Source organism: Endozoicomonas sp. ALB115 (assembly GCF_049310245.1).
GTDB lineage: Bacteria > Pseudomonadota > Gammaproteobacteria > Pseudomonadales > Endozoicomonadaceae > Endozoicomonas.
Genome location: NZ_JBLYZG010000079.1, coordinates 1 through 19,620, shown reverse-complemented (window position 1 = coordinate 19,620; position 19,620 = coordinate 1). Strand labels below are relative to the sequence as shown.

The window sequence follows — 19,620 nt, the reverse complement described above, 5'->3', positions numbered from 1 at the left end:
CCGAACTCAGCAGTGAAATGACCGATCGCCGATGGTAGTGTGGGGTCTCCCCATGTGAGAGTAGGTCATCGCCAGGCACCCAACAGAAAAGCCCAGTTGAGCAATCAACTGGGCTTTTTTTTATGTGCCGGATATGGTGCATATCGTCATCGGCGATTTTCAGCACACCTGGTAGTGGCTGGATGACTTGGTGGTGAGGGCTTTAGCGACACCCTCAAAGCTCTGGAAACAAGATCAGATTCAAATATCAGGCTGGTCGGGAAGACGACCGATAATCTGTATCAGAATTTCTTCAATCTTGTCGAAACGTCTATCTTGCTGATCAAAGCGTTTGTCCTGTTGATCAAAGCGCTGATCAATCTGTCGGAACTGAGCATTGACCTCTCCCTTGAACTCATTCAGTTCTCTGCGGGTATCCTGCTGCTCTTTGAGAACAAGGGCAACCACTTCATGGGTTGCACTGACAACTTTCACCAAGTCTCGAAAAGCGTGATCCAGTGCTTCCTGCCCCATCTCCAGTTTCTCAACTCTCGATTCAAGATTCACAAGCTTACCTTGATGAGTTGTTGTTCGAGACCTCAGGATAGCAGAGAATGGCGAACTGCTAACGGACGTTAAAATGAGCAGTCCATACCCATCTGCCAGAAGCCGATTTCCAGGCGGGTCGCTTCCCGGAAAGTCTGGCAGAGAGCATCCATTCGGGCGGCGTTATAACGGGACCTGGCCAGCTGCTCCAGCTGCTCGACCTGCTTTCTGGCACAGCCAAGAAATTCTTCCCCCCCGTAAGTTTCTATCCAGGCCCAGTAAGGGTTGCCCTCTTTGAGCGTATCCGGATCATTCTTTAAACGATACCCGATTTCCGCATAACCCACCGCGCAGGGCGATAACGCCGTGTAAAGATCAAGAATATCGCCCGCCATTCCCCGCTCCAGCACATAACGGGTGTATGCCATATTGGCACGGGCTTCCGGCAGGCTGACCACATCCTTCTCTGTCAGCCCCCACTCCTGACAATAGGCCAGATGCAGTGTCATTTCGCCCAGGATACCGCTTACGGACTCCGATGCAGAACGCATATCTTCCAGGTTATCCGACTTGTAAACCGCCAGTGAGTAAGCCCTGGCAAAGTGAATCAGGAACAGATAATCCTGCTGAAGATAGTGGCGAAAAGAGGCAATTGGCAGCGATCCGTCGGCCATCCCCCGGACAAACGGGTGATGGCAGTAGTTATGCCAGTCCTCCTGGCAGGCCGCTTTCATGCGCCCGTAAAGGGTGTTTTCATCGTTAAGGAACAAGGTATCTGAGCTCATGGCCGGACTCCGGGCATCATTATTGATCCGCATCATAACTCACCGTTGCCCGGTTGCACATTTATAACCTTGCCGGTGACTCTGCCTGGCAACACACAATCAATCAGAACTGAGGTACGGGTTTGATGGAACAGAGTATCGACCTGAAAAAGTTAAGGAACATTTTTGCAGTGAACACGATCAAACTAACCAGATGATCTGAAATCCGCTGTTCAGCCGCTTACTTTACCGATTCTTCAGGGCCACACCGCCAATTTTGCAGTGCTGCAGCGTCTTGCCACACGAGGTGAATGAATAATGCAAACCAACATGTCTTACGCTTCATCAACGATTACCATGCTTAACCCCGTGAATGTCTCCGATGAAATACGAAAAGCAGGGCAAGAGGATATCGTTTTTATCCATATGCCGAAAACCGGGGGGACCAACATTGCCTGTCTGATGAAAGCCATCAGTGCTGATTCAGGCAGCGTATTTAATCATCGCTGCTCCGTTATGCGGCAAGAGGGTGTTTCCCCCAATCTTTTCAAGCCTGGTGGAATGGGCGGTTATCCCTCTCCGGAAGCGCTGGAAAACCTTAAAGCACAACATTCACCCCGATTTATCAGTGGCCATATGCCCACGGGCCTGATAGAGGAAGGTGGTTTACAGGGACGATATATCTCATTAGTTCGGGAGCCGGTAGCAAGAGCTGTGTCCTCAATTAATTTTGATTATCAACGGGGTTACCTTGCCAAAGAGGATGTTGAAACTTATGCCGGTTCCACCATGATTGATAATTTACAAACCCGGCTGATCGCCGGGAAAGATCATATGGATGGTGAATGCACAGAAGACACTTATCGTGCAGCCACCCGAAGAATAAACGACGAATTTCTACTGGTAGCACCGACAGAAGCTGTCGACTCAGTGACGTCAGTGGTTGCTCGTCTGTATGGTGAGGAAAAAGTGGCTTCTGCCCGCTTTCAGGTGACGGGCAATAAGCTCTATGATGAAAAATCTCCGCCAGAATACCTTAAGTCCATTTTAATCGGGCGTAATCAGTTTGATACCCGGCTTTATCAGCATGTAGTCAAAGAGTGGGAGAACTTTACTAATCACCATGTTACCGGGGTACAGGCCGGTAATGAAGATAGCCCCTACCTGACCTTACCGCCAGACATGTTAACGACGAAAGCATGGAAAAGACTGACAGCCCATGAGATTAACGAGCACAACCAAAAAGCAGGCGGTTCACTGATGCGTTTTCAACAAAAGTAAGGGTTGTTTGCAAAGCCTCAACAGGTGGCGGATTATGCCCCACCTTGTCGTATATAATTCCCCCGTAAGACGTTCACTGCTGACCATCTTTATCCTTCCGCGTCACCGATGGACAATGCCTGAAAAATGATCAGGAAACTCTGATGTACAAAGAGCCAAAACGAATTCAATCGGTTGAGCGAAGTTGCGCCATTCTTGAGGCCCTGTCCCAACATCCCGGGCCATTAACTCTGCAGCAGGTCAGTGAGGCGGTTGAGCTGAACAAGACCACGGTTCATGGCCTGCTGGCGACCATGAGCGAGCTGGGGTATGTCTTGCGCAAAAAACAAGGTTATTCCCTGGGGCTGAGATTTCGTGAGTTGTCCAGACCACTGGAGCAAAAAGACGAAGCCATTCGACGGCATTTCAGTGCCTTGCTGATGAAAATGGCACAGCTCACAGATAACACCGCCTATCTGGCCGTGCCCAGTGGTGCCCAGGAATATCTCTACCTTGATGCGGTTGAAGGCGGCCATTCACTGACCATTCGCAGCCCTCGTGGCAAACGTGAAGGTTTAACCACATCGGCGATCGGCAAGGTGTTTCTCGCGTTTGACCATGAATTACTGCGTCGTCTGCGCCTGCTGGGACAAGTCCCCGGGGCGCTGGAAAAGGAACTCCATGTCGAATCTTGTGCACTTTCTTGGCAACTTCCACCTTTTTGTCCTTATCAGCGCATACACTTAACAGTTTCATTGAATCTCAGGAACTGCTTATGTCTGTTGTTTTGATTACCGGTGCCAATCGTGGTCTGGGTCTGGAGTTTGTCCGCCAGTACGCGTCGAAAGGCTGGCAGGTATTGGCAACTTGTCGTTCACCACAGTCAGCAAGTGCACTGAATGAACTGGCGACTGCGCACGCTACTGTCCAGGTATTACCGCTGGATGTGACCAAAGAGGCAGATATCAACGCCCTGGCTACCAGCCTGAATGGTCAGGCTATCGATCACCTTATCCTCAACGCCGGTGTACTGGGGTCAGACTGCGCGACACTGGGTGAGATGACCCAGGCGAAATGGCTGGAAGTGCTCACCATCAACACCGTTGCACCGGCACTGCTTATTCAGGCGCTGCAGGACAATGTGGCGGCCAGTGAACATAAGACCATTGTCGGTATTTCTACCCGGGTTGCCAGTCTGGGGGATAATAGCTCCGGCAATATGTACAGTTATCGCGCATCAAAAGCAGCCTTGAACCAGATTCTGGTATCGGCGGCACAAAACCTGCGCAACCAGCAGGTGAAAACCCTGGCCATTCATCCGGGCTGGGTACAAACCGATATGGGCGGTAAGGATGCCACGTTCCCCGCAGAGCAGAGTGTTGCCGGTATTATCAAGGTCACTGAAAACCTGACTCTGGAAGAATCCGGCAGCTTTCGTGTATTCGATGGTTCCAGCGTCGAGTGGTGATCTGCCCCACAACCTGGCACCATTCCCTGCTTAAGCTAACACTGCTGAGTTGACAGCTTTCACGACGGGAGACCTAAAAAGGCCGACAGTTATTGTCGGCCTTTTTATTAATCAGGAACCTTTGACAGGGAAAGCCTGTTGCCTCTCCACTCAGCAGACGATTGCTGACTATATCGAGCAACATTGCCGTGAGGACGACTCTATTGTATTGGCGCAAGCTCCGATGGCACTAGCTCATGGTTTCAATGAGTTTGACGTGTACAATCTCCGTTCACCCTGAGCGGAGTCGAAGGGTGCTTGGCACGATCTATCAGAGTCCGGAGTTTCCGCCCTTCTACAGGCTCAGGACGAACGGAGTGCGGAGGCACAACAACCCGTCAAACTCATTGAAACCATGTACTAGCGGTCAGGTGTTTACCTGAAGCATTGCAGCATAAAGTGCTGACCATCCCTGCACTGTGCATCCAATATTTAATTGCTCAACTTGCCGGGGAATAAATCGATGGCTTTCTTATCGTTTAACTTCAAAGAAAAAAGCAGATTTAAACGGTTAAATACCCGCCATCCACATTTATGCAGGCACCCGTTGTGTAACTGGAAGCGTCAGACACCAGGTAAAGAACAGTTCCTGCCATTTCTTCAGGTGCGGCGCTGCGATTCATGGGAATATGCGTCAATGCCTGTTTCAGGATTGCCGGATTGCCCGTCAGTGCTGAGGCAAACTTTGTTTCAGTCAAACCCGGCAATAAGGCGTTTACCCGGATATTCAGCCCGGCACACTCTTTGGCAAAGGCTTTGGTCATGGAGATAACCGCTGCTTTGGTAACCGAGTAAATACCCTGCATATGCCCGGGCACAACACCATTGACAGAAGCAACATTAACAATATTACCACCGTTATTTTTGCGCATGATTTTTCCGGCCTCTGCGCACATAAAGAAGTAGCCACGGATATTAACGTCTACCGTCTTTTGAAAGGCCGCCAGATCAGTATCAAGAATATGGCCGAAGTAAGGGTTGGCTGCTGCATTATTGACCAGAATATCCAGCTGACCATGTTTTGCCTTGATCGTCTCAAACAGGGAGGTGATCTGATCCATATCACCGATATGACAGGGGATAGCTTCGGCAGAGCCGCCGCTGTCACGAATACTGCTACAAACGGCTTCACTGCTATCCAACTTGCGGCTGGAAACAATCACATGGGCACCCTGCTCTGCCAGCAGTCTGGCAATAGCTTCACCAATGCCCCGGCTGGCACCAGTCACCAATGCGATTTTTCCTTTCAGGTTGAACAGATCTTTTTGGGGTTCGTTGGTTGTCATAAGAAGTCTCTTTATTGTTTTTATATGCGGGTGAGCAACGCTTTTTCACCTTTTACTTCAAGGTGTGAATAATTGTTGAAACCATGCAGGCTCAGTTTACCGTTGCGCTCAGAGATAGCTGTAATGGATGTATTGTGAATCTGTCGGTTAATACGAAACATCTCAGTATCCGGACAGTTCAACAGTTGCAGTATAATCACGGAGATCACGCCACCTGAGCTGACCAGCACAGCGGAATCATTTTGTGCCATCTGACGGGTCGACTGATGAAGTACCTCTATCGTCCGGGATTTAAAGGTATGCCAGGACTCCTGGTATTCATTGTCATAATCACCAGACATCCAGCGAAACAGTGCCGCACGATAGGCGTCAAAAAAAGCCTGCTTGGGATTAGCCGCCCGGGCAAAAGCCAGGTCCATTTGTGCCCGATCAGTAAAATCGGGGTTCGCCGCCAGCATCAAGTCACCGGAATCCAGCTCATCCAGTCCGGGAAAGGTGATATCCGCGCACAACGAACGGTACCCGCTTTTCGACATCCCTTTATGGATACCAGCCAGCGTCTGCTGTTGTCGCAGCAAGGTGCCGGAGCCTGACAATTGAAATGACTTGCCCAGTGTTTGTGCCAACCACTCGCCAGTAATAACAGCCTGACGTTCACCCAGCGGGGAAAGACAGTCATAGTCGGGCTGCCCAAATGATGCCTGACCGTGTCGAGTCAAATAAATGGTAGCCATTGTTCTTTTTGTCCTAGAGTGATGACTGGCTGATCAACCGCAGGCAGCGTTGCTCCAGATACGCTATCGCCATAGGAAACATGGCAAAACGTTGATCCCTGGTCTGGCCATGATGAAAGCGGTAGTATATCTGCTGCATAATCACTGCCAGCCGGAATAAGCCGTAAACTTCGTAGAAATCAAACGTCTTCAGTTCAATAGTATTCTGCTCACAGTACCAATCGACCACTTCTTTGCGCGTCAGCATACCCGCAATATTTGTTGGCTGACGGCGGAACATTTGCATTTGTGGTTCATCATCCGCTTCGATCCAGTAGGCAAGGCTATTACCCAGATCCATCAATGGGTCACCCAGTGTGCACATCTCCCAGTCCAGCACACCAATAACTTCAGTTGGGTTGCCCGGGTTCAAGACCACATTGTCGAACCGGAAGTCATTGTGAATCAGACAGGTGCCAGCATCTTCAGGTTGTTTACTGTCGAGCCAGCTCATCACTTGTTCAAAGTCGGGCACATTGTCGGTGATCGCCTTACGATAACGGCCACTCCAGCCGTCGATCTGACGTTGCACGTATCCGGAACCTTTACCCAGACTGCTCAGACCGGTCTTTTCAATATCGATGTTGTGCAATTCACTGAACTTTTGCAGAACATTGATACACAACTGTCGACCTTCCTGCTCCGATAGCGCCATCCCTTTTGGCAGGTTATTGCGTGGAATAATGCCATTCAGGCGCTCCATCAAATAGAAATCACACCCCAGAACACTCTGCTCTTCACAAAAAGCCACCATTTTGGGTACCGGGTAATGATCCTGCAAAGCAGACATCACCCGATATTCACGACTCATATCGTGGGCAGAAGCCGCTTTTACACCAAAAGGCGGGCGTCTGAGAATCCATTCTTTCTCGCCTTTGGAAACCAGGTAAGTGAGATTGGAAGCACCGCCGGGGTATTGCTCAACCTTAAGGTCACCGGCAAGATCTGGAAACATCCTATTCAGATAGGCATCCAGTGCCACCCTATCCAGCTCCTCTCCGGATCGAACCGTTCCCGGCTGATCAACAAATCCTGCACTTTCACTGGTCATAGCTTGACACCCTGTTTTTTTAAATTCTTCTTATACCCTTTGCTCACCAGTGCTTTGAACAGCGATGGCAGGTGACGCTTGATGCGCCACAGTGTGCGCCCCTCGCGATGGGGCAAGACATAAAATGTCTTATTCTGAACCGCATTGAAGATATCATTGGCCACATCTTCAGCGGTGATGTTGGAACTGGCCAGTAGCTTATCCACCACCTTTTTCATTTCAGCATCACCGGATCGAAAAGACTCGGCAAGATTGGTCTGAAAAAATCCCGGGCAAACCACTGACGTATGAATACCAAAAGGTTCCAACTCGATCCTGATGGTTTCTGACAGGCCCACCACTGCACTTTTGGTGGCATTATAACTGGACATCATCGGCGCGTTCACCAAACCGGCAAGCGAAGCAATATTGACAATATGGCCGGAGCGCTGCTGCTTAAACAGTGGCGTAATGGTTTTACAACCTCTGGCAACACCCAGCAGGTTAATGTCCAGAATCCACTGCCAATCTTCCATAGAGGACGTTTCGATACGACCACCGGCTGCCACACCGGCATTATTCACCAGCACACCGATATAGCCCCAGCGCTGCATGGCGCTGGCAATCATGGCTTCTACATCCTGGTCACTGGTGACATCACAGCGGGTGAAATAGGCATCGGCACCCAGGGCTTTCAGGGCTTCGACCGTTTTATTGCCTGGCTCCTGATTGATATCAGCGACACAAACCGAATAACCTGCACGGGCAAAGCGCTCACAGGTTGCACGGCCAAGGCCACTGGCACCGCCGGTCACAATTATTGTTTTTATAAACGACATGCCTTGATCCTATTTATTATTTTTCGTGTTATCGATACTTCATCAGTTCAAACCTGGCAATCAACCCACGATGCACTTCATCTGGCCCATCCGCTAAACGCAGCACCCTTGCCATTGCCAGCATACGGGTTAACGGGAAATCATCGGAAAGACCACCACCGCCGTGCATCTGAATAGCCGCATCAACCACCTGCTGGGCAACGTTGGGGGCCACCACCTTGATCTGGGACACTTCACTCATTGCGCCCATAATGCCTTTTGTATCCATGAGCCATGCCGCTTTCAGAGTGAGCAACCGGGCCTGTTCAATACCGATCCGGGCATTGGCAATCACATCAGGATTGCCATTCAACTTCACCAGAGGCTTACCAAACGCCTTGCGGCTCAGGCCCCGCTCACACAATAGTTTGAGTGCTTTTTCCGCAGAGCCAATCAAACGCATGCAATGATGGATACGACCCGGTCCGAGACGTCCCTGGGCAATTTCAAACCCCCGGCCCGGGCCACCAATAAAGGCAGACAGCGGTAACCGTACATCAGTAAACGACACTTCACCATGACCAAATGGTGCATCGTAGTCTCCCATGACACTTAACATGCGCTCGATTTTTATACCGGGCATATCCAAAGGCACCAAAACCATAGCGTGACGGTGATGACGATCTGCCTCAGGGTTCGAAATGCCCATAAAGATAACGAACTTGCAGTTAGGGTGGCCTATACCACTGCTCCACCATTTACGACCATTCAATACTATCTCATCACCCTCAATGACACAGGTGGCACCCATATTTGTTGCATCACTGGATGCAACCTCTGGCTCGGTCATACAGAACGCAGAACGAATTTCCCCGGCCAGCAACGGTTTAAGCCATTGTTCTTTTTGCTCCTCACTGCCGTATTTCCAGAGCACTTCGGCATTGCCGGTATCCGGCGCATTACAGTTAAAGACCTCCGGTGCCATCAAGCTCCAGCCAGTGGCCTCGGCGATAGGTGCATACTCAGTATTGGTAAGTCCTGCGCCCCATTCATCACAGGGCAGAAACATATTCCAGAGCCCTGCACTGCGAGCCTGTCTTTTTAACTCTTCAACGATTTCCGGTTGCTGCCACTCAGAGTGGTCTGCGGAGGTGGACAACGCCTGATGATACGCTTCTTCTGCTGGCAGTACTTTGTCGTTCATGAATGCCTGAGTGCGCTTGAGAAAATCCTGCGCTTTGGCGGAATGGGAAAAATCCATGAAAGCCTCGCTGTTATTGTTATTGCCCTCTATGCTGCTGTAGATGATAATCACGATCAAATGAATAGTTTTGATGAATAACTATAAATATCATGCATATATCAAGACTTGACCTTAATCTTCTGAGAGTGCTCGAAGCCATTGCCGTTGCCGGCTCAATTACCGGTGCCGCAGGACGGCTCAACCTTACCCAGCCCGCCGTCAGCCACGCCTTAAACCGGCTTCGGGAGCAGTTGGACGATCCACTGTTTATCCGTGAAGGACGGGGCCTGCAACCTTCTTCATACACCCGGGAAATTCTACCGGAATTGCGCACCGTCCTTGGCGACCTGGAGCGTGTGCTGGCACCGAGAAATGACTTTGTTCCAGCCACCAGTAAGTTGTCATTTACTCTGGCCATTCATAAAGCCATGGAAACTGTTGTGCTGCCACCATTAATGATGGCATTACAGCAGCAGGCTCCGGGCATCTCGATCCATAGTGTGAAACTTGATCGTCACCATGTGGAAAAGGAGTTAAGAGCAGGCAGTATTGACCTTGCCATTGACGTGCTTCTGCCGGTGGGCCGCCAAATCGAATATACCTTACTGCAGAAAACCCCAATGGTTGTCGTTGCCCGAAAAAATCACAGCCGGATAACCAAACAGCTGACCATGGAAGAGTATTTGAAGGAGAAACACATTCTGGTGTCCTCCCGCCGGGAAGGGCCTGGTTATGAAGATCAGCAATTGGCCAGCCTGGAAAAACGACGCTCAATTGCCGTTCGTTTGAGAGACTACCAGATAGGCTGTCAGGTGGCTTCCTGCTCAGACTTATTGCTGACCCTGCCACAGGATTACGCTCAACAATTGTCTCAGGATATGGGACTGCAAATTCTTCCACTGCCCTATGAACTGCCATCGGTCAGTGCCTATCTTTACTGGTACTCCATCAGAAGTGCATCGCCCTCACTGCAATGGCTCAGAGGGCTATTAAATGAGCCCCGTCAGTAAAATCTGTGAGCTAATTCTGGTTCAATGAGCTGGAGTCCTGTTCGGGCAGCAGTTGTCCGTTCTCCCGGTACGGTGGAAAATTTCGACTGGCACAGGAGTCTGTTTATCAGATTCCGATAGAGAATATGGATGCCCGTGACCAGACCATGCAGGACATTGATGGGGTCGATGTGGATTTGCAGGACGCCAACCTGCTGGGTATTCGCAGTCGTTACTGCTATGACATGGAAGTGCCTGTGGCGAACTTTATCATATGGCGGACTCTGCAGGTGAGCCAGGGGGCTTCACAAGATTGGTTGGCCTGCCAGGCATTAGCAAGGCTTTTTGGGGAAAATCGTTTTATGATTCCCTTGACCGGGCGCAGTGTGGTGCGAATGCAGACCGACTTTCGATGTGAAAATAATGAAACCAAAGGTGTCGATTGTGAGAATTTATAAAACCGCTTGTCTTCTGTTTTTACTGTCGTCCACTGCTGTGATGGCCTTTGATGTGGATAAGGTTATAGAGCATCAGGATGCGCTCTTGAATGAGCTAGAGCCTTTTCAGGAATTGCAGAACCAGCATATTGATAAAGAGACCGAGAAAATGATAGCCAGTCCCGGTTACCGACCCAATATGGATCTGGGATCAGTCAGGGAAGCCACTATCAGAATTGTTGGACAAATGATTACCACTCGTGAGCAGGCTGTGGCCGATGCCATGGCTTCAGTGGACCGGTCATCTTGCAGGGAAGCTATTACTGACTATAGGAATACGACACTGGCTAATTTGAAATCGGTCTATCAGGACTATGTCGACAACAAGGAAAAGGCGAAGGTGTCGGGTAATCTCAATGTCGTCCAGGCTCATGCTGTGGATTCGGGCAAACTGCATGCCGGGCCACTACTGGGATGTGGTGAGTATTGGATACCCGCTCCGCCGACCGGGGGGTAATCAGGATGAAATCACTTTATAAAAAACTGGGAAGTGTAGCCCTGGGGGGATTGGCTGCTTTAACATTTGCAGCTATTTCCCCTGTTATGGCCTCTCCTGCAACGCACCCCCTGGTTAAGGCATTTCCAGAGTCCACAGTGTTCCAGAAGGACGTCAAAAAATATGACCGGGTCGAACTGGTCGCCGGGCCGGTGGATTATCTCAAAGGGGACAATGAAGGTTATCTGGCTTCCCTGAAACTGGAGGCTCTGGGTGAATCACGGGTCTGGATCAATGACCACAGTATGAGTGACTCGGCGGTGCATCTGTACCAGGAGATGCTGGATCGTTTGGCAAAAGACCACTTTGAAGTTGTTTATCGGTGCGAACAGATACAATGCGGTGACCTGACTGCCTGGCAACTTTATCTTTCTGAACAGCTTGAGGGTGACGAGTCCAGTCAGCACTATGTTCTGGCCAGGCAGGCGGGTAGCAAGGGGAACCAGTGGCTGGTTCAGTTTTATGTCATCGACCTGGATGGGGAGCCCAGGAGCTACCTTCGGATACTGGATGCCAGCACCCGACCGCAGCTGAAACTGGCCTTTAACCATCGTCTTCTGACACTGGATAAGCAATATCCCACAGTAGCCCTGCTGGATAATATCCCCGACATCCTGTTCGAGTCAGGGATGGCTGAATTGAATGAGAACGCTAACGATTACCTGCTCAGGCTGAAGCATGAGCTGATTGAGTCAGGCGCTACCCGGCTCACCATAGCAGGTCACACCGACAGTGTGGGCACAGAGGAAGACAATGAACGGCTTTCTGAGTCACGTGCCAGAGCAGTGGAACAAGTACTGACACGTGATAACGCCCTGGCAGGTTTAACGATTAATGTTGAGCACTACGGAGAAGAGCAGCCTGTTGCAGATAACCGCCAGACTGAAGGGCGAAAACAGAATCGGCGGGTGACCATTGAGTACCAGCAGCCCTTGAAAACGTCAGCTATCAATTAGTTTGGGCGCTTGAAAATAACAGAAGAACCATAAAAAAGAATCATAAAAAGATAATACAGGGATGTAGAGATGTCAGGTCATCAGTTTTTAAAGAAACCAAACCCTCGTCGAATGATTGGCGCAGCTATGGCGGAGTATATGCCAATCCTTGGTATTGGCCTGATCACTGCGATGGCCGGTTACCAGCAGTACGGCGATGTCATCACTGACCATATAGGTGATATGGCGCAGGAGATGGCTTCCAACTATTACCAGGGCTGGTTCTATCCGGAAGGAACTCCGGGACTGGCAGCTCCCGGGGGCAGTGGCAGGCATAAAGATAGCGGTGGGCCGGATGATTCTGATGGGAGTGGCGGTGATGGTTCCGACGGGGATGGTGGTGATACTCAGCCTGGTGACGGAAATGTACCACCCATAGACGATCTGTTTCCTGACCCGGGTGGAGGCGGTGGTGGCGGTATGTGTCTTGGGCCAGGGGGCGGTGATCCGGGTTACTTTTATCCTCTGGGAGGTTCTTCACAAGGGGGTGTGTCCACCGCGCCCACTTATACGGTGGCGGGCAACCCTATTGACTTTGGCACGGGTAACAAATTCCAGGTTGAGTCTGACTTTCAGCATTATGGCGAAACGCCCCTTAAATTCGAGCGCTATTACAACAGCCGACAAAGTAATAAGTTAACCAGTCTGGGCCATGGCTGGCGACACAGTTACCAGCGGCAGCTTTCAGATCTGGTTGATCTGGAAGGGCAAATATCCGATACCTACCGCAAGATAGTTCGTGACGACGGCTCTGTTTATCTGTTCCGCCTTGAACAGGATCGCTGGATCGGTCAGGGGGTCGTGGATCAGCTGGAAAAAACAGAAAGCGGCTGGCGTTACATCACCTTGAACCAGGTCATTGAAACCTATAATGAAGCTGGCCAGCTACAATCTGTCAAATACCCTAACGGCGTTATTCATCAACTGACATATAAAAATAACCAGCTGGTTTCAGTATCAGACAGCCGTGGCGACCAACTGACGTTTAATTACGAAGGCCATAGCGAAAAACCATGGCTCAGCCGGGTTGAACTGCCCAATAATACTGTTCTGCGTTTTCAGTACAGTGAAAAAGGCAACCTCAAGGGATTCCAACGACTGGGCGACAGCATCTGGTCACAAGTTGCAGCGCTCTGGCAGCACAATACCGCAACCTATCATTACGAGAATCAACAGCTCAACCATGCCCTGACCGGCATTACCGACGCGGAAGGTAAGCGCTATGCCACCTGGGGCTATGATGATCTCGGTCGTGCAAATCTTAGTGAACATGGTAATGGCGTTGAACGACTGACCTTTGACTACAGAAGTGACGGCACGGTAGCCATGACCAATGCAGCCGGTCTGGTGACTGTTTTTCATTTGGAAGCAGCACGGCCCGGTTATCGCAGGTTGGTCAGGGTGGACGGTAAGGCAACACCGACCTGTCCGGAAGTTCGCCAGGATCATCAATATAATGAACAGGGCTACCTGCGTCTGGCGGTAGATGCCGAAGGCAGTGCCACAGAATACCAGCGCAACCAGAGAGGCCTGGTGACCCGGCAGGATAACGGTCTGACTCGTCAGCAAGGGCAGTGGTTACCCGTAGAAGGCACTTTCCGCGTTGAAAGACGCTGGCATAACACTTTACCACTGGTGACCGAAGAAATCCTGAGTCGTTACCACCAGGGACGTTGGCAGAGTTATCGCAAGGCCGACTTTCAATACAACGACGCGGGAAGGCTGCTGAGTCGTATTGAAACCGACCTGACACAACAGACCCTGCCCTATTCCACCTATGGTGATCAGCGCCACTGGGCATATAGCTATACCTTCGATAAGCAAAATGTCGGACAGATTGCCACTCTGGCGATCAACGGCCCCAGAAAGCCTCTGGCTGATGGCTCAGACGATATCACCACCTACCGCTTTAACGACCGTGGCCTGCTGGAGGAAGTCGTCAACCCGATGGGGCATACCATCACCATTGACCAGTACAACAGTGATGGCCAGCCCACCCAGGCGACACTGGCCAATGGTCTGAAAGTCAGCCTGGACTATAACAAAGCAGGACTGGCCACCCGAATCACCCGCAAGAGCAAAACTGGCGAGCTGTCAGAAACCACAGAGATCGATCACGACCGCAACGGGCTGGTGACCCGACTCACACTGCCCGACGGCAGCTGGCAGTCATTCGACTATAACGACGCTCGACAAATCATTGAAATCCGCAATAACTGGGGCGAGCGCATTAACCTGGAGCCATCCAGAGTCAGTGGTGAATGGACTGCCCAACTGGTATACGACAGCAAAGGAAACCTGATCCGTCAGAGTGAGCGGGCGCTGGATTCCCTGGGCAGAGTGATCAAACTGCTGGGACAGCATGGGCAGGAAGTGGTGCTTGCCTATAACAAACTGGGGGATGTTCTGACCACAACCGAAGCAGGGAAAGACGAAAAGCGCATCACTCGCAATGATTACAATGCCATCAGTCAATTGACCCAAGTGATAGACGCCATGAACGGCTCTACCCGGTTTGAATATGGTCAGACGGGTGGCATCAGTGAAGTGGTGGCGGCCAACGGTGCGGTTACCCGCTATCGTTACAATGGCTTTGGTGACACCATTCAGGTAGATAGCCCAGATACCGGAGTGATCGTCTACGACTATGACAGCGCCGGGAACAAGATCCGGGCGGGTTCTGGCCATCTGAGACGTTCCATCGTTGCTGAAAATGCTGCTGAACATGTGACAGGAACGAGCATTCAGTTTGAATACGACCTGCTGAATCGTCTGGTGGCTATCGATTATCCAGGCACAGGGTCGGATATCCGCTACCAGTACGACCAGACAGACGGTGTTCATGGTAATGGTACAGGGCAGTTGACCTCTATTGAAGATGGCAGTGGCAAGATTGCATATGGCTACGATGACTTTGGCAATACCCTCACGGATCGTCGCAGCTTTGAGTTGAATGATCAGTCTTACGTCTACACACTGAGCTATCAGTATGGCAAGGCAGGCCAGTTGCTGGGGGTCACCTATCCCAATAGCCAACAGTTAAACTACCGCTATGATACAAATCGTCTGAAGGGTATTGAGACCCAACTGGCAGGAGTCCAAAAGACTTTAGTAGATAAGGTGAAGCATCAGTCATTCAGTGGTGTCAGTAGCTGGCGATACGGCAATGGCCTGTGGATGGACAGAGACTTTGATGCCGACGGGCGGCTCTCGGCCTTGATGCTGGCATCATCCAGCCAGCCCAAACCAGGTCAGACACTTTGGGAACAGGTTTATGGTTATGATGCCTTTGACAGTATTAAAACCATCCGGCTGGACGATGACAGTGAACGACATTTTAAGTACGATGCACTGGCGCGCCTGACTGCCGAACTGGATAGCCGGGTCAGCGACGAGCAGTTTTACCAATACGACAAAGCTGGAAACCGGACAGAGCACAGAATGGGAGAACCAGGACAAAAACCCGCCATCTGGAGCGCAGACTACCTGGCCAATAGCAACCGACTGCAATCTTATGGCAGCACCCAGGTCTTGCTCAGTGGGTCAGGCAGTACCCTGGTCGAAACCTCAGCGGCCAGGGATCGAAGGCATATTTATAACCGCCGGAACCAGATAGTAGCGACCTACATCAACTTCCAGCTAACAGGCACTTACGCCTATAACGCACTGGGCCAGCGTACCCACAAGATGATTCCATCTACTGATGGCCCGGTGCATGCCGTTTACCATTACGGCCTCAGTGGCCAGTTGATGGCGGAAACCCGGATCGACAGCCAGACAGGGAAAGAGATCCATAAAAACTACCTGTGGTTGAACCGGGTGCCAGTAGCGATGGCGGATGACTCCAAAGGTCAGCAGATCACCTACCTTCATACGGATCATCTGAATACTCCCAGAAAAGCGACCAATGACCAGCAAACCATTGTCTGGCAATGGCAAAGCGATGCTTTTGGGATGGGTCTGGCCAACCAAGACCCGGACGGTGATGGCAAGGAGACGGAAATCAACCTGCGCTTCGCAGGCCAGTACTACGACCATGAAAGCGGCCTGTTCTACAACTACCACCGTTACTATGACCCGGAAACTGGGCGATACAGCCAGAGTGATCCTATAGGGCTGAGAGGCGGTATCAATACTTATGCCTATGTGAACAGTAACCCTCTGGTCAGCACTGATCCATTGGGGCTGTTTTTGTTTGCTTTTGATGGGACGGGGAATGATGAAACTGTGTTGAAAACAAACGTATCGAAGTTCAAAGATTCATATAATGAAGCTTATCCTAATGAGGTGTTTTACCAAAAGGGGGTGGGAACAGGAGATGGGATAGACTTTATAGCCGGGGGCGTTTTTGGCTATGGGGCTAGAGATAAGGTTAATCGTGCACTTAATCGACTGGATAGACTGGTAGCAGATGATACATGGGATAGAAATATTGATATTGTTGGTTTCAGTCGTGGAGCTTCAATAGCACGTGAATTCTCAAATGAAATCTTTGATAGGATGGATAGTAATGATTGGCTTAACGTAACGACCTGTAATCCCTTGAATGTTCGCTTTATGGGACTCTTTGATACTGTTGGGTCAATGGGGTTACCTGGGAATCATATCAATATTGGTTATGACTTCACAGTGGATAGCAGAATAGGGCATGTGGCTCACGCAGTAGCATTAAATGAACACAGAGCATTATTCCCACTCACTTCAGTTTCACCAGTCGAAGGTGCTTCTTTGACTTCTGGCCAAATTGTAGAGCAGGGCTTCATAGGAGATCATTCCGATATTGGTGGAGGTTGGAAAGAAGGTGATTTATCCGATATCCCTCTTCAGTGGATGGTTCAGCAGGCAGAGTCTGCTGGTGTTTCAATGGGGGATCTTGATGATGAGTACAAAACAGTCGAAAATCCATTGATCCATGACAAAAGAGGTTTCTTGGCCCGTGGGGACAGGGATATTTATTATCCAAATGATCCAAATTTTACACCAGGGCAGAATTGTCTTAGAGAAGATCGAAACGGAAACTGCATTCAAAGAGAACCATTACGACCGACTCAGAGACAGTCAACAGCACCACAATTTCCTGATTTGGAGCACATGATCATTGAAAGTCCTCAGGATAACGATGTTCGAGGTACAGTTGATATGACTAAATATCTGGAGTGGTTGAGTAATAGTGGGGTGTTGTCGAATGGTTAAAGCCAAAAAGAAAGCAGCATCTGATTATAAAGCATTACTGGTTGCTCTTACTGTTCTTTTAATTTCTGGATGTAGTCAAATGAAGTACTACAATTTTGTTGTTCATAATGATTCAGAGTCAGATATCTACAATATAGAAGTTATTAGTAATAAAGAGGAAAGCCTATATCCAGGACATCCAGGTTCCTATGCTTTTCTAGAGAAAGGGCATGCAGGGGGAACGGTTTCTTTACCAATGGAGTCGGTTCCTGATTTAGTCCATATTCAATGGAAAAATCATAAAAATGGCTCTTTGTTCAAAAAAATAATTAATCTGAAAGAGTTACTGCCGAATCATTTCTTGGGAGATGTATTTTTCAGCATCACGGGAAAAGATAATATTTTTCTGTCGTGGGTTCAGACAAAGAGCAATTACCGATCTCTTGACTGTGGCGGCTATATCTTTGAAAAGTACTACTATCGAGCCAAACCTAAAATTGATAAGAATATAGCTGATTGGCAGAGTTATCTTAAACAGAAAGAAGCTGATCTCAAGGCTGGCTTGACGGATAAATACAAAAAACCGAAGTATTACGATCAGGTTACTGAAGCAGACTTTCGTTGTAATGACCTGTTGTATTTGAAGCCTTAAAAAGTTATGGAGAAGCCATTGCGTATAAGCCACTGCTTCTCCGTAAGCCACTCAGGAGAGTTTCTGGAGCGAGGCGATATAGAAGAACTTAAGGATAGAAAATAGGCCACCCTTATATTTGACAAACAAGCTAGCTAGCCTAGTTTTTCCCTGTCGCTGATAAGGAGAGATTATGACCCGTGCACGAAGTTCTTTGATCGACCCAGGTTCCACGCCTTATTATCACTGTATAGCTTGATGCGTACGCAGGGCGTATTTGTGTGGTAACGGGCAAAAACTACGAGCATCGTCGGCGGTGGGTTGTAGATAAGCTCAGGGAACTGGTTTCAATCTTTTCTATAGAAGTCTGCGCCTACGCTGTTATGTCTAATCACTACCATGTGGTTTTGCATATCAATGAGAAACCTGCCAGAGAGTGGACAAGAGATGAAATTTTGAGTCGATGGACAAGGCTTTTCACAGGGCCGCTTCTGGTTCAGAGTCATCTTGCTGCTGACCAGCTGAGTCATTCGGAACTGACTCGTGTGGACGAATTTGCTGAAGAATATCGAAATCGTTTAACGAATATCAGCTGGTTCATGCGTTGCCTGAACGAATATCTTGCCCGTGAGGCTAACCAGGAAGATGGCTGCAAAGGTCGCTTCTGGGAAGGGCGGTTTAAAAGTCAGGCGTTGTTGGATGAGGCAGCATTGTTAACCTGCATGGCCTATGTTGACCTGAATCCGCTCCATGCCGAAATGTCGGAAACTCCAGAAGGATCAGACTACACGTCGATTCAGGAACGAATTGAAAATTTGGCAGGTTCTGAGACCCGAAAGCAGCCAATCACCCTTATGCCTTTTAGATCACAGGGGCAAAATCCGGCTAAGGCGTTGCCTTATATACTTCACGATTATCTTGAGCTGGTTGACTGGAGTGGGCGTGCAGTCCGATCCGATAAGAAAAGTTCAATCCGATCAGATATCCCACCCATTCTGAGCCTACTGGAAATTGATTCAAATGAATGGCTCAAAACCATGAGATGGAATAACCGCTTCGTAAGCGTCCAAGCAGGGAGCAGACTCCCCCTACTTGTCGAGATCGGCTTTTAATGGATTGGCCCCGAATTTCTCTTTCCAGAGTCGCGGTATCAATTCCCTGATATCACGGGCCGGGTGGAGGCTGATGCGTTGGAGAACATCAACCAGGTATTTGTAGGGATCGATGCACGCCAGCTGGCAGCTGGTGATCAGCGTCTGGAACACGGCAACATTGTCTGCGCCTTCTTCCGTCCAGCAGAACATCCAGTTCTTTCTTCCCATCGGGATGCAACGAAGGCCACGTTCAAGATGATTGGTGTCTACCGCTACCGTTGGATCGTTCAGGTAAACCTGAAGCTCTTTTTCCCGCTTGTGAACATAGCCCAGTGCCTTGCTCAGAGGGTTGCTGGGAACCAGGTCAAGCCGTCTCAGCTGCTCCCGGTTCCATTCAAAGAACTGGTCAACCAGGGGTTTGGCTTTTTGTTGGCGATAATCACGCAGTACGTCGCCTTCCAACCCCTGACGACGGATGTCATCTTCAACCTTGTACAGTGCGCCGATCTGTTTCAGGGCTTCTTTGGTCGCTTCGGGTTC

At 49.8% G+C, this 19,620-nt stretch carries 18 protein-coding genes and 1 rRNA gene; 11 read left to right on the top strand and 8 right to left on the bottom strand.

The annotated features are described in order from the left end of the window. Positions 1–77: ribosomal RNA gene (gene rrf, locus ACO6VE_RS21890) — 5S ribosomal RNA — on the top strand; the annotation flags it as partial. A gap of 163 nt (positions 78–240) precedes the next feature. On the opposite strand, the gene ACO6VE_RS21885 is transcribed toward rrf, so the two are convergent. After that, positions 241–546, bottom strand: coding sequence for a hypothetical protein (locus ACO6VE_RS21885; protein ID WP_422463427.1), 306 nt, complete (start codon positions 544–546; stop codon positions 241–243). Positions 547–614: 68 nt separating this feature from the next. Then, entirely contained in the window at positions 615–1,310 is a 696-nt protein-coding gene (gene tenA / locus ACO6VE_RS21880; protein ID WP_422463425.1) for a thiaminase II, read from the bottom strand. A gap of 297 nt (positions 1,311–1,607) precedes the next feature. On the opposite strand from tenA, the gene ACO6VE_RS21875 reads away from it, so the two are divergent. The 3 genes from ACO6VE_RS21875 (at position 1,608) to ACO6VE_RS21865 (ending at position 4,017) form a co-directional block, all read left to right on the top strand. Further along, complete coding sequence (locus ACO6VE_RS21875) at positions 1,608–2,570, top strand: sulfotransferase domain-containing protein (protein WP_422463423.1); 963 nt, start codon at positions 1,608–1,610, stop codon at positions 2,568–2,570. A gap of 143 nt (positions 2,571–2,713) precedes the next feature. After that, positions 2,714–3,340 (top strand): IclR family transcriptional regulator, encoded by a 627-nt coding sequence (locus tag ACO6VE_RS21870; protein WP_422463422.1) that lies wholly within the window; start codon positions 2,714–2,716, stop codon positions 3,338–3,340. After that, the gene (locus ACO6VE_RS21865; RefSeq protein ID WP_422463420.1) at positions 3,325–4,017 is read left to right on the top strand and encodes an SDR family oxidoreductase; all 693 of its coding nucleotides are present in this window, start codon (positions 3,325–3,327) and stop codon (positions 4,015–4,017) included. The genes ACO6VE_RS21870 and ACO6VE_RS21865 overlap by 16 nt, the downstream gene beginning before the upstream one ends. Positions 4,018–4,559: 542 nt before the next feature. Here ACO6VE_RS21865 and ACO6VE_RS21860 read toward each other — a convergent pair. From ACO6VE_RS21860 to ACO6VE_RS21840, 5 genes are read right to left on the bottom strand one after another with little or no spacing between them, the layout of a single operon-like run. Continuing rightward, positions 4,560–5,342: an SDR family oxidoreductase gene (locus tag ACO6VE_RS21860; RefSeq protein WP_422463418.1), complete on the bottom strand. Its 783-nt coding sequence runs from the start codon at positions 5,340–5,342 to the stop codon at positions 4,560–4,562. A 20-nt stretch (positions 5,343–5,362) separates the two neighbouring features. Continuing rightward, positions 5,363–6,076: a histidine phosphatase family protein gene (locus ACO6VE_RS21855; protein ID WP_422463416.1), complete on the bottom strand. Its 714-nt coding sequence runs from the start codon at positions 6,074–6,076 to the stop codon at positions 5,363–5,365. 13 nt (positions 6,077–6,089) lie between these two features. Beyond that, a complete protein-coding gene (locus ACO6VE_RS21850) occupies positions 6,090–7,166 on the bottom strand; it encodes a phosphotransferase family protein (protein ID WP_422463414.1) in 1,077 nt (358 codons plus the stop codon). Continuing rightward, the gene (locus ACO6VE_RS21845) at positions 7,163–7,984 is read right to left on the bottom strand and encodes an SDR family oxidoreductase (protein WP_422463412.1); all 822 of its coding nucleotides are present in this window, start codon (positions 7,982–7,984) and stop codon (positions 7,163–7,165) included. Before ACO6VE_RS21845 ends, ACO6VE_RS21850 begins: the two co-directional genes overlap by 4 nt. Positions 7,985–8,012: 28 nt before the next feature. Then, positions 8,013–9,224: an acyl-CoA dehydrogenase family protein gene (locus tag ACO6VE_RS21840; RefSeq protein WP_422463410.1), complete on the bottom strand. Its 1,212-nt coding sequence runs from the start codon at positions 9,222–9,224 to the stop codon at positions 8,013–8,015. Between the two features lie 92 nt (positions 9,225–9,316). Between ACO6VE_RS21840 and ACO6VE_RS21835 the strand changes: the two genes are divergently transcribed. The 7 genes from ACO6VE_RS21835 (at position 9,317) to ACO6VE_RS21805 (ending at position 19,098) form a co-directional block, all read left to right on the top strand. Then, entirely contained in the window at positions 9,317–10,216 is a 900-nt protein-coding gene (locus ACO6VE_RS21835) for a LysR family transcriptional regulator (RefSeq protein WP_422463409.1), read from the top strand. A gap of 125 nt (positions 10,217–10,341) precedes the next feature. Continuing rightward, on the top strand, positions 10,342–10,653 hold the full coding sequence (locus tag ACO6VE_RS21830) for a hypothetical protein (RefSeq protein ID WP_101748441.1): 312 nt from the start codon (positions 10,342–10,344) through the stop codon (positions 10,651–10,653). Then, positions 10,640–11,149, top strand: a complete 510-nt coding sequence (locus tag ACO6VE_RS21825) for a hypothetical protein (protein WP_422447357.1) — start codon at positions 10,640–10,642, stop codon at positions 11,147–11,149. Before ACO6VE_RS21830 ends, ACO6VE_RS21825 begins: the two co-directional genes overlap by 14 nt. Then, positions 11,119–12,144: an OmpA family protein gene (locus tag ACO6VE_RS21820; protein WP_422463407.1), complete on the top strand. Its 1,026-nt coding sequence runs from the start codon at positions 11,119–11,121 to the stop codon at positions 12,142–12,144. The genes ACO6VE_RS21825 and ACO6VE_RS21820 overlap by 31 nt, the downstream gene beginning before the upstream one ends. A 69-nt stretch (positions 12,145–12,213) precedes the next feature. After that, positions 12,214–17,376, top strand: coding sequence for a phospholipase effector Tle1 domain-containing protein (locus ACO6VE_RS21815; protein ID WP_422463405.1), 5,163 nt, complete (start codon positions 12,214–12,216; stop codon positions 17,374–17,376). Beyond that, positions 17,369–18,007, top strand: a complete 639-nt coding sequence (locus tag ACO6VE_RS21810; protein ID WP_422463403.1) for a hypothetical protein — start codon at positions 17,369–17,371, stop codon at positions 18,005–18,007. Before ACO6VE_RS21815 ends, ACO6VE_RS21810 begins: the two co-directional genes overlap by 8 nt. Before the next feature lie 524 nt (positions 18,008–18,531). Then, complete coding sequence (locus ACO6VE_RS21805) at positions 18,532–19,098, top strand: transposase (protein WP_422463401.1); 567 nt, start codon at positions 18,532–18,534, stop codon at positions 19,096–19,098. Here ACO6VE_RS21805 and ACO6VE_RS21800 read toward each other — a convergent pair. Beyond that, a partial coding sequence (locus tag ACO6VE_RS21800) for an IS66 family transposase (protein WP_422463399.1) occupies positions 19,075–19,620 on the bottom strand: 546 nt, incomplete at its 5' end. The genes ACO6VE_RS21805 and ACO6VE_RS21800 overlap by 24 nt on opposite strands.

Excerpts from the sequence above, each read along its gene's own strand:
- ACO6VE_RS21845 (WP_422463412.1), bottom strand. The coding sequence starts at position 7,984 with ATGTCGTTTATAAAAACAATAATTGTGACCGGCGGTGCCAGTGGCCTT.
- ACO6VE_RS21870 (WP_422463422.1), top strand. The coding sequence starts at position 2,714 with ATGTACAAAGAGCCAAAACGAATTCAATCGGTTGAGCGAAGTTGCGCC.
- ACO6VE_RS21855 (WP_422463416.1), bottom strand. The coding sequence starts at position 6,076 with ATGGCTACCATTTATTTGACTCGACACGGTCAGGCATCATTTGGGCAG.
- ACO6VE_RS21835 (WP_422463409.1), top strand. The coding sequence starts at position 9,317 with ATGCATATATCAAGACTTGACCTTAATCTTCTGAGAGTGCTCGAAGCC.
- ACO6VE_RS21810 (WP_422463403.1), top strand. The coding sequence starts at position 17,369 with ATGGTTAAAGCCAAAAAGAAAGCAGCATCTGATTATAAAGCATTACTG.
- ACO6VE_RS21860 (WP_422463418.1), bottom strand. The coding sequence starts at position 5,342 with ATGACAACCAACGAACCCCAAAAAGATCTGTTCAACCTGAAAGGAAAA.
- tenA (WP_422463425.1), bottom strand. The coding sequence starts at position 1,310 with ATGAGCTCAGATACCTTGTTCCTTAACGATGAAAACACCCTTTACGGG.
- ACO6VE_RS21830 (WP_101748441.1), top strand. The coding sequence starts at position 10,342 with ATGGATGCCCGTGACCAGACCATGCAGGACATTGATGGGGTCGATGTG.
- ACO6VE_RS21865 (WP_422463420.1), top strand. The coding sequence starts at position 3,325 with ATGTCTGTTGTTTTGATTACCGGTGCCAATCGTGGTCTGGGTCTGGAG.
- ACO6VE_RS21850 (WP_422463414.1), bottom strand. The coding sequence starts at position 7,166 with ATGACCAGTGAAAGTGCAGGATTTGTTGATCAGCCGGGAACGGTTCGA.
- ACO6VE_RS21840 (WP_422463410.1), bottom strand. The coding sequence starts at position 9,224 with ATGGATTTTTCCCATTCCGCCAAAGCGCAGGATTTTCTCAAGCGCACT.
- ACO6VE_RS21875 (WP_422463423.1), top strand. The coding sequence starts at position 1,608 with ATGCAAACCAACATGTCTTACGCTTCATCAACGATTACCATGCTTAAC.
- ACO6VE_RS21815 (WP_422463405.1), top strand. The coding sequence starts at position 12,214 with ATGTCAGGTCATCAGTTTTTAAAGAAACCAAACCCTCGTCGAATGATT.